The sequence below is a fragment of the Streptantibioticus silvisoli genome (assembly GCF_027947535.2).
In the GTDB taxonomy this organism is placed as follows: domain Bacteria; phylum Actinomycetota; class Actinomycetes; order Streptomycetales; family Streptomycetaceae; genus Streptantibioticus_C; species Streptantibioticus_C silvisoli.
The window spans coordinates 162545-172000 of record NZ_JAAGKO020000010.1 but is presented as its reverse complement, the minus strand read 5'-3'; the positions used below and the strand labels follow the sequence as shown (position 1 = coordinate 172000).

Annotated in this window: 8 protein-coding genes; 2 read left to right on the top strand and 6 right to left on the bottom strand. The window is 73.2% G+C overall.

The window, feature by feature from the left end:
* Together POF43_RS10120 and POF43_RS10115 are read left to right on the top strand one after the other, a co-directional pair.
* Positions 1-493: TIGR04282 family arsenosugar biosynthesis glycosyltransferase (locus tag POF43_RS10120; protein ID WP_282704514.1), on the top strand; the 493-nt coding region annotated here is incomplete at its 5' end.
* Positions 490-1164, top strand: coding sequence for a class I SAM-dependent methyltransferase (locus POF43_RS10115; protein ID WP_271314376.1), 675 nt, complete (start codon positions 490-492; stop codon positions 1162-1164). The genes POF43_RS10120 and POF43_RS10115, both read left to right, overlap by 4 nt.
* A 301-nt stretch (positions 1165-1465) precedes the next feature.
* On the opposite strand, the gene POF43_RS10110 is transcribed toward POF43_RS10115, so the two are convergent.
* From POF43_RS10110 to kdpF, 6 genes are all read right to left on the bottom strand, one after another.
* The gene (locus POF43_RS10110) at positions 1466-2149 is read right to left on the bottom strand and encodes a response regulator (protein ID WP_271322454.1); all 684 of its coding nucleotides are present in this window, start codon (positions 2147-2149) and stop codon (positions 1466-1468) included.
* Positions 2134-4662 (bottom strand): ATP-binding protein, encoded by a 2529-nt coding sequence (locus POF43_RS10105; RefSeq protein ID WP_372515941.1) that lies wholly within the window; start codon positions 4660-4662, stop codon positions 2134-2136. Before POF43_RS10105 ends, POF43_RS10110 begins: the two co-directional genes overlap by 16 nt.
* A 192-nt stretch (positions 4663-4854) precedes the next feature.
* Positions 4855-5463 (bottom strand): potassium-transporting ATPase subunit KdpC, encoded by a 609-nt coding sequence (gene kdpC / locus POF43_RS10100; RefSeq protein ID WP_271322452.1) that lies wholly within the window; start codon positions 5461-5463, stop codon positions 4855-4857.
* 30 nt (positions 5464-5493) lie between these two features.
* Entirely contained in the window at positions 5494-7596 is a 2103-nt protein-coding gene (gene kdpB, locus POF43_RS10095) for a potassium-transporting ATPase subunit KdpB (protein ID WP_271322451.1), read from the bottom strand.
* A complete protein-coding gene (gene kdpA, locus POF43_RS10090) occupies positions 7596-9260 on the bottom strand; it encodes a potassium-transporting ATPase subunit KdpA (RefSeq protein WP_271322450.1) in 1665 nt (554 codons plus the stop codon). Before kdpA ends, kdpB begins: the two co-directional genes overlap by 1 nt.
* Positions 9260-9349, bottom strand: coding sequence for a K(+)-transporting ATPase subunit F (gene kdpF, locus POF43_RS10085; protein WP_271314382.1), 90 nt, complete (start codon positions 9347-9349; stop codon positions 9260-9262). The genes kdpA and kdpF overlap by 1 nt, the downstream gene beginning before the upstream one ends.
* Positions 9350-9456: the final 107 nt, after the last annotated feature.

The window sequence follows — 9456 nt, the reverse complement described above, 5'->3', positions numbered from 1 at the left end:
GCTCTGCGGCAGCACGTCGTACCCGGGCGAGTGGCTGCCGCCCGGGTACGACGTGCTGCCGCAGAGCGGCGGCGGCCTGGACGAACGGCTCGCCGCCGCCTTCGCCGCGCACGCCGGCGCTCCGGCGCTGCTGGTCGGCATGGACACCCCGCAGCTCACCGCGGCCGACCTCGCGCCGGCCACCGGTCCTGCCGCCTGGTCCCGGCACGACGCCTGGCTCGGACCGGCCGAGGACGGCGGCTTCTGGGCGCTCGGGCTGGCCGCCCCCGACCCGGCGCTGCTGCGCGGCGTACCGATGTCCACCCCTCGCACCGGGCAGGCCCAGCGCGACCGGCTCACCGCGGCGGGACTGCGCGTCGGCACCCTGCGGCGGCTGCGGGACGTCGACACCGCCGCCGACGCCGAGGCGGTCGCCGCACTGGCGCCGCACTCCGCCTTCGCCGCGCGACTGGCGCACTGCGCGGTCCACCCGGCCGGGGCCGTGACCGCGTGAGGGACCAGCTGACCGCGCGCCGCGTCGCGTTGCTGCGTCCCTGGGTCGACGACCCCTACGCGCGGGCGGTGCGGGCCGGCCGCGGACCGCTGTTCCTGCGCAGGTCGGACGGCTGGATGCTGCCGCTGGACGTGGAACGCTGGTGCGCCGAGGCGGACGGCGCCGACACCGCGCTGCTGCGCCGCTGCCGCGGTCCGGTGCTGGACATCGGCTGCGGGCCGGGCCGGCTGGTCGCCGCGCTGGCCGCCCGCGGGGTGCCCGCGCTCGGCGTCGACCTGAGCCCGGCCGCGGTGCGCCGCACCCGGCGCACCGGCGGCGCGGTCCTGCGGCGTTCGGTCTTCGACCGGCTGCCGCGCGAAGGCCACTGGTCCACCGCCCTGCTCGTCGACGGCAACCTGGGCATCGGCGGCGACCCGCTGGCGCTGCTCGCCCGCATCCGCCAACTCGTCGCCCCCGGCGGGCGGTTGCTCGTGGAGGCCGCCGCCCACGAGGTGGACGAACGCCTGACGGTACGCGTCGAGGACGCCGTCGGCCGGCACGGCGGCGAGTTCCCCTGGGCCCGGCTGGGCAGCGCCGCCCTGCGCGACGTCGCCACCCGCACCGGCTGGCTGTCCGGCGAGCGCTGGACCGACGACGGGCGGCCGTTCGCCGAACTGATCCGGCCGGCCTGACGCCCGGGCCCGGCGCCGGAGACCGGGCCGGTCCGGTGGGAGCGCCAGGACGCGTCGGCCCGCCGGCCCCGCAGCCGGAAGGAGTCTCGCGGCCGGTGGGAGCCCCGCAGCCGGAAGGAGTCTCGCCCCCGCCGAGGGAGTTCCGCGGCCGAGGGAGGTCCCCCCGAAGCGAGCCCCACCGCCGGAAGGAGCCCCGCGACCCGGTGGCAGCCCCACCGCCAGAAGCAGCCCCACGCCGGAGGCAGCCCCACCGCCGGAGGCAACTCCACCGCCGGAGGCGGCCCCACCGCACGCGGGCGGCTCACGGCTGGAAGCGGTAGCCGATGCCCGCCTCGGTGATCAGGTGGCGCGGGTGCGCGCGGTCCGGTTCGAGCTTGCTGCGCAGGGTGGCGAAGTAGACCCGCAGGTAGTTGCCGTGCTTCTCCGACCCGGCCCCCCACACCTCGCGCAGCAGCTGATGACCGGTGACCACCCGTCCGGGGTTGCGCAGCAACGGCACCAGCAGTCGCCATTCGGTGGGCGTCAGGTGTACCGGGGCGGCCCCCTCGCCGGTCGCGGTGATGGTGAACGTGGCCAGGTCGACGTGGTACCCGCCGATGTCGACGGCCGCCGCCGCGTCGAGCACCGGCGGGCGCCGCAGGACGGCGCGCAGCCGGGCGAGGAGTTCGCCCATGTCGAACGGCTTGGTGACGTAGTCGTCCGCACCGGCGTCGAACGCGGCGATCTTCCCGGTGGTGTCGGTCCGCCCCGACAGCACGATGATGGGCGCCGACGAGCCGGCCCGCAGCCCCTCGATGACGTCCAGGCCGGACACGTCGGGCAGGCCGAGGTCGAGCAGCACCAGGTCCGGCGGCCGGCGGGACGCCAGGCGCAGGGCGCTGCCGCCGTCGCGGGCGGTGGAGACCTGGTAGCCGCGGGCCGTCAGGCCGATCTTCAGGGCCCTGAGCAGCTGGGGTTCGTCGTCCACGATCAGTACCCGTCGCACCCGGCGGCCTCCTCACCGGTTCGTCGCGACGCGCCGGCCTCAGCGGCGTGCGGTGACGCGCCGGCCTCCGCTGTTCGCGGATACCCGGTCGCCCCACCGCCGTGCGGTAACGCCGTGGCGGCCGGCAGGGAGACGACCATGGACAGGCCGCCGCCGGGCGTGTCCTCCGGGGTCAGCGTGCCGCCCATCGCCTCGGTCAGGCCGCGTGAGAGCGCCAGGCCCAGGCCGAGCCCGGTGGAGTTGTCGGTGTCGCCCAGCCGCTGGAAGGGCTGGAAGACCCGGTCGCGGTCCTGCGGTGCCAGTCCCCGGCCGCGGTCGACCACCCGCAGTTCGACCCGGTCGCCCAGCGCGCTGGCGCTGACCAGCACACCCTTGCCGGGCGGGCTGTGCCGCAGCGCGTTGGCCACCAGGTTGGCGACGACGCGTTCCAGCAGCGGCGGGTCGGCCCGGATGTCGGGCACGGTCTCCAGGCCCTGGGTGGTGACCGGCACGGTGGTGGCCGGCAGGCCGTCCAGCGCGATCGGCAGGATGTCGGCGAAGGCGGTGGGCTCCAGGCGCAGGGTCAGCGCGCCGGCCTGAAGGCGGCTCATGTCGAGCAGGTTGTCGATGAGCCGTTTGAGGCGGCCGAGCGACTCGTCGGCGGTGGCCAGCAGTTCGTCGCGGTCCTCGTCGCTGAACTCCACGTCGCGGCTGCGCAGGCTGCTGACCGCGGCCCAGCCGCTGGCCAGCGGCGTACGCAGGTCGTGGCTGACGGCGGCCAGCAGCGCGGTGCGCATCCGGTCGGCGGCCCGCACCGGTTCGATCTCGGCGGCGGCCTCGGCGAGCCGGGCACGTTCCAGGGCGGCGGTGACGTGCGCGGCGAAGGCGGTCAGCACCCGGCGTTCGGAGGCCGCCAACTGCCGCCCGCGCAGCACCAGGACGCTGTCGGCGCCCACCGCGACGGTCTCGGCCGGCGGGTCCTCGCCGGCACCGCGTGGCGGCCCGCCGGAGTCGACGAGGGTGGCGGACTCCATGCCGAACGTCTCGCGGGTGTGCTCCAGCAGCGCGGCCACCGCCTGGTCGCCGCGCAGGATGTTGCCGGCCAGCGCCGACAGCGTCTCCGCCTCGGCGGTGGCGTTCGCCGCCCGGCGCGACCAGCGCAGCGACCGGTCGACCACGGCGGCGACGGTGACGGCCACCAGGGAGAAGACCGCCAGGGCCAGCGCGTTGTTGAACTCGTTGATGGTGAAGCGGCCGATGGGCGCGATGAAGTAGTAGTTGAGCAGCAGCGAGGCGGTCACCGAGGCGAGCAGCGCGGAGACGACCCCGCCGATGCAGGCGACGCCGACCACGGTGAACAGGAAGAGCAGCGCCTCGCTGGTCAGGTTGAGGTCGCCGCGGTCGTGGGAGAGCAGCAGGGTCAGCAGCACCGGCAGGACGAAGCCGGCCACCGGCCCCGCGACCTTGCGCGACAGCGGCAGCGAACTGCTGGGGGCCGGCGGCAGGCGCCCGCGGCCGGCCCGTTCGTGGGTGACGATGTGCACGTCGATGTCGCCGGACAGCTCGGTCGTGGTCTCGCCCACCCCGGACCCGGTCAGGAAACGCAGCAGCCGGCCGCGGCGGCTGGTGCCCATCACGAGCTGGGTGGCGTTCGCGGCCCGTGCGAAGTCCAGCAGCGCGGACGGCACGTGGTCGCCGATGACCGAGTGGTAGGTGCCGCCGAGCGATTCGGCCAGCTCCCGCTGCCGGGCCAGCGCGGCCGGTGAGGCGCCGGCCAGGCCGTCGCTGCGCGCGATGTGCACGGCGAGCAGGTCCCCGCCGGCCGACCGGTCGGCGATCCGGGCCGCCCGGCGGATCAGCGTGTCGCCCTCCGGGCCGCCGGTCAGCGCGACCACCACGCGTTCCCTGGTCTCCCACACCCGCCCGATGCCGTGTTCGAAACGGTAGCGCCGCAACGCCTCGTCGACCCGGCCGGCCACCCACAGCAGGGCCAGTTCGCGCAGCGCGGTCAGGTTGCCCACCCGGAAGTAGTGCGACAGGGCGGCGTCGACCTTGTCGGGGGCGTAGATGTTGCCGTGGGCCATCCGGCGCCGGATCGCCTCGGCGGGCATGTCGACCAGCTCGATCTGGTCGGCGCGCCGGACCACCTCGTCGGGGATCGTCTCGCGCTGCGGAACGCCGGTGATCTTCTCCACCACGTCGTTGAGCGACTCCAGGTGCTGGACGTTGACGGTGGTGACGACGTCGACGCCGGCCGACAGCAGGACCTCCACGTCCTGCCAGCGCTTGGTGTGCCGGCCGCCCGGCACGTTGGTGTGGGCGAGTTCGTCGACCAGTGCGACCTGCGGGCGGCGGGCCAGCACCGCGTCGAGGTCCATCTCCTCGAAGTCCGAGCCGCGGTAGCCGCGCCGGGCGCGGGGCAGCACCTCCAGGTCGTCGAGCAGCGCACCGGTCAGCGGGCGGCCGTGGCATTCGGCGAACGCCACCACGACGTCGACCCCGCGGGCGGACCGGCGGCGTCCCTCGTCCAGCATCCGGTACGTCTTGCCGACCCCCGGCGCCGCACCGAGGAAGACCTTCAGCCGGCCGGGGCGTGCGGCGTGGGGGGATGCACCGGTGACGGCGGGCTGCGTCACGTGCGAACCTCCTGAGTCGTGATCGCGCACGGCCCGGAAGCGGCAGGCGTGCTGCGCGCTTCCGGGCGGTGACAGTGGTGGGAGGCGCGGCTATCCGAGCCGGGCCAGTGCCAGGTTGAGGTCCACGACGTCGACCCGCGGCTCGCCCAGGAACCCCAGGGAGCGCGACCGGACGTGGCCGGCTACGAGCCGGTGGACCTCGGCCGCCGGCAGGTGGCGGACCCGGGCGACCCGGTCGACCTGCTCGTAGGCGTACGCCGGGGAGATGTCCGGGTCGAGTCCGGAGCCGGAGGCGGTGACCGCGTCGGCCGGCACCCGCGACTCGGGGACCCCGTCGAACGCGGCGACGGCCGCCTTGCGCTGCTTGATCGCCTTGATCAGCACCGGGCTGTTCGGGCCGAGGTTGGAGGCGCCGGACGCCGTCGGGTCGTAACCGCCGGCCGACGGGCGCGGCTGGAACCACTTCGGGTCGGGGCCGGCGTCCTTGCCGGGCAGGGTGAAGTCCTCACCGAGCAGGCTGGAGCCGACGACGCGGCCGCCGCGCTCGACCGGGGACCCGTCGGCCTGGTGCCGGAAGGCGGCCTGGGCGACGCCGGTGACCAGCAGCGGGTAGGCGATGCCGGTGATCACGGTGAAGACCAGGAGCATCCGCAGGGCGGTCAGGTGGGTGCGGACCGCGGGGGGAAGATGGCTGGGCATGATGGGTGCCTTCTGTCCTTGGTGTGCCGGTCAGCGCAGGCCGGGGATGAACTGGACGACCAGGTCGATGAGTTTGATGCCGGCGAACGGCAGCACCAGCCCGCCGGCGCCGTAGACCCAGATGTTGCGGTTGAGCAGCGCGGCCGCCGAGGCGGGCCGGTAGCGCACGCCGCGCAGGGCCAGCGGGATCAGCACGACGATGATCAGCGCGTTGAAGATGATCGCGGAGGTGATCGCGGACGCCGGGCTGTGCAGGCCCATGACGTTGAGCCGGTCCAGGCCCGGGTAGGCGCTCGCGAACATCGCCGGGATGATCGCGAAGTACTTCGCGACGTCGTTGGCGATGGAGAAGGTGGTCAACGCGCCCCGGGTGATGAGGAGTTGCTTGCCGATCTCGACGATCTCGATGAGCTTGGTCGGGTCGGAGTCCAGGTCGACCATGTTCCCGGCCTCCTTGGCGGCCGAGGTGCCGGTGTTCATCGCCACCCCGACGTCCGCCTGGGCCAGCGCCGGGGCGTCGTTGGTGCCGTCGCCGGTCATCGCGACCAGCTTGCCGCCCTCCTGCTCCTTCTTGATCAGCGCCATCTTGTCCTCGGGCGTGGCCTCGGCGAGGAAGTCGTCGACGCCGGCCTCCTCGGCGATGGCCTTCGCGGTGAGCGGGTTGTCGCCGGTGATCATCACCGTCTTGATGCCCATCCGCCGCAGCTCGTCGAAGCGTTCGCGCATGCCGGGCTTGACGACGTCCTTCAGGTGGATGACGCCCAGCACCCGGGCGGTGCCCCCGCGGCGTTCCGCGACGACCAGCGGGGTGCCGCCGGCCGCCGAGACCCGTGCCACGATGTCGGTGACCTGGGTGCCGGTGGCCCCGCCGTGTTCGGCGACCCAGGCGGCGACCGACGCGGCGGCGCCCTTGCGGACCTGCCGGCCACCGTCCGCGGACGGCAGGTCCACGCCGCTCATCCGGGTCTGTGCGGTGAACGGTACGAACTCTCCGCCGTCCGCCGAACCGTCGCCGCGCACCCCGTACCGCTCCTGGGCCAGTACGACGATCGAGCGGCCCTCGGGCGTCTCGTCGGCCAGCGACGACAGGTGGGCGGCGGCGGCCAGTTCACCGTCGCCGACGGCACCGACCGGCAGGAACTGCGCGGCCTGGCGGTTGCCGAGGGTGATGGTGCCGGTCTTGTCCAGCAGCAGGGTGTTGACGTCGCCGGCGGCCTCGACGGCGCGGCCGGACATGGCCAGCACGTTGCGCTGCACCAGCCGGTCCATGCCGGCGATGCCGATCGCCGACAGCAGCGCGCCGATGGTCGTCGGGATGAGCGCCACCACCAGGGCGGCCAGCACGACGATGCTCTGGCCGGCGCCCGCGAAGATCGCGAAGGGCTGGAGGGTGACCACCGCGATGAGGAAGACGACGGTCAGCGAGGCCAGCAGGATGTTCAGCGCGATCTCGTTGGGCGTCTTCTGCCGGGCCGCGCCCTCCACCAGGGCGATCATCCGGTCGATGAACGTCTCACCGGGCCGGGAGGTGATCTTGACGACGATGCGGTCCGACAGCACCTTCGTGCCGCCGGTGACCGCCGAGCGGTCGCCGCCGGACTCGCGGATGACCGGTGCCGACTCCCCGGTGATGGCCGACTCGTCGACCGAGGCGACCCCCTCGACCACGTCGCCGTCGCCGGGGACGACCTGGCCGGCCTCCACCACGACGTGGTCGCCGAGCGTCAGCGTCGCGGCGGCCACCTCCTGCTCGGCGACCCCGGTCGCGCCGGGCCGCCAGTCGGTCAGCCGGCGGGCCACGGTGTCGGTCCTGGTGCGGCGCAGCGTGTCGGCCTGCGCCTTCCCGCGCCCTTCCGCGACGGCCTCGGCGAGGTTGGCGAAGACCGTCGTCAGCCACAGCCAGGCGGTGATGACCCAGGCGAAGACCGACGGGTCCTTGACCGCGGACAACGTGGTCAGTACGGCGCCGACCTCGACGACGAACATCACCGGGTTCTTGGCCATGACCCGCGGATCGAGCTTGCGGCAGGCCTCGGGCACCGAGGCGAGCAGCTGCCCGGGGCCGATGCCGCCGGCCGAGACCCGGTGCGGGGCCGCCGGTTCGGCCGGCGGCTGGACGGTGGTGGTGGACATCAGTGCAGACCTTCCGCGAGCGGACCCAGCGCGAGGGCGGGGAAGTAGGTGAGTCCCACGACGATCAGGACGACGCCGGTCAGCAGGCCGACGAACTGCGGCCGGTGCGTGGGCAGCGTTCCGGCGGTCACCGGGACCGGTTGCTGGTGGGCGAGCGACCCGGCCAGCGCCAGGACGAAGATCATCGGCAGGAAGCGGCCGAACAGCATGGCCAGACCGAGCGCGGTGTTGTACCAGTCGGTGTTGACACCGATGCCGGCGAACGCCGAGCCGTTGTTGTTGGCGGCGGAGGTGAACGCGTAGAGCACCTCGGAGAAGCCGTGCGGGCCGGAGTTGAGCATCGAGGCGCGCTCACCGGGCAGCGACATCGCCACCCCCGCGCCGATCAGCACGATCGCCGGCGTGGTCAGGATGTACAGCGAGGCGAACTTCATCTCCCGGCCGCCGAGCTTCTTGCCCAGGTACTCCGGGGTGCGTCCGACCATCAGGCCCGCGACGAACACCGCGACGACCGCCAGGATCAGGATGCCGTAGAGCCCGGAACCGGTGCCGCCGGGAGCGATCTCGCCCAGCATCATGTTGAAGATCGTCATGCCGCCGCCGCCCGGCGAGAACGAGTCGTGGAAGGAGTTGACGGCACCGGTGGAGGTCAAGGTGGTCGACGCGGCGAACAGCGCCGATCCCCAGATGCCGAACCGCTGCTCCTTGCCCTCCATCATGCCGCCGGCCAGATGCCCGGCCGAACTGCTCACGCTGTGCAGCTCGTTGACGGTGATCAGCGCGACCGAGGCGGCCCAGATCAGGCCCATGACCGCGACGATCGCGTAGCCCTGCCGGTGGTCGCCGACCATGGCGCCGAAGGTGCGCGGCAGGCTGAAGCCGATCACCAGCATCAGGTAGATCTCGACCAGGTTGGTGAACGGGTTGGGGTTCTCGAACGGGTGGGCGGAGTTGGCGTTGTAGAACCCGCCGCCGTTGGTGCCCAGTTCCTTGACGGCCTCCTGGGAGGCGACCGGTCCGCCGGTGATGCCCTGGTGCTGGCCGGCGATCGTGGTGACCGTGTGCACCGCGTGGAAGTTCTCGACCATGCCGCTGGCCACGAAGACGATCGCGAAGACCACGCACAGCGGCAGCAGCAGCCGCCACACCACCCGGGTGAGGTCGACCCAGAAGTTGCCGACCCGGTCGGTGCGGTTGCGGGTGAAGCCGCGGATCAGCGTGGCGACCACCGCGATGCCGACGGCCGCGGAGACGAAGTTCTGCACCGCCAGCCCCGACATCTGCACCAGGTGGCCCATCGCCGACTCGCCCGAGTACGACTGCCAGTTGGTGTTGGTGACGAAGGAGGCCGCGGTGTTGAACGACTGGCCGGGGCCGATCCCGGGGAAGCCCAGCGACAGCATCAGGTGGTGTTGCAGGCGCAGGAAGCCGTAGAGGAAGACCACCGAGACGGCGGAGAACGCCAGGACGCCGCGCAGGTAGACCGACCACTTCTGGTCCGCGTCGCCGTCCACCCCGGCCAGCCGGTAGACGAACCGTTCGGCCCGCAGGTGCTTACCGGTGGTGAGGAGGTGGGCCAGGTAGTCGCCCAGCGGCCGGTAGGAGGCGGCCAGCACGGCGATCAGCGCCAGCACCTGGAGCCAGCCCGCGAGGGTGTCGTTCACTAGAACCTCTCGGGGAAGATCAAGGCGGCCACCAGGTAGCCGACCAGGGCCACGGCGACGACGAGACCGACGATGTTCTCGACACTCACAGCCGTTCAACTCCCTTGGCTATCAGGCCGAGTACCGCGAAAACGGCAACGGTGAGCACGATGAGGACCACGTCAGGCATGGGTAGGGCACCCCGCAGTGAGATGAA

Coding starts and splice junctions, on each gene's coding strand:
- POF43_RS10105 (WP_372515941.1), bottom strand. CDS start 4,662: ATGCTGGACGAGGGACGCCGCCGGTCCGCCCGCGGGGTCGACGTCGTG.
- kdpC (WP_271322452.1), bottom strand. CDS start 5,463: ATGCCCAGCCATCTTCCCCCCGCGGTCCGCACCCACCTGACCGCCCTG.
- kdpB (WP_271322451.1), bottom strand. CDS start 7,596: ATGTCCACCACCACCGTCCAGCCGCCGGCCGAACCGGCGGCCCCGCAC.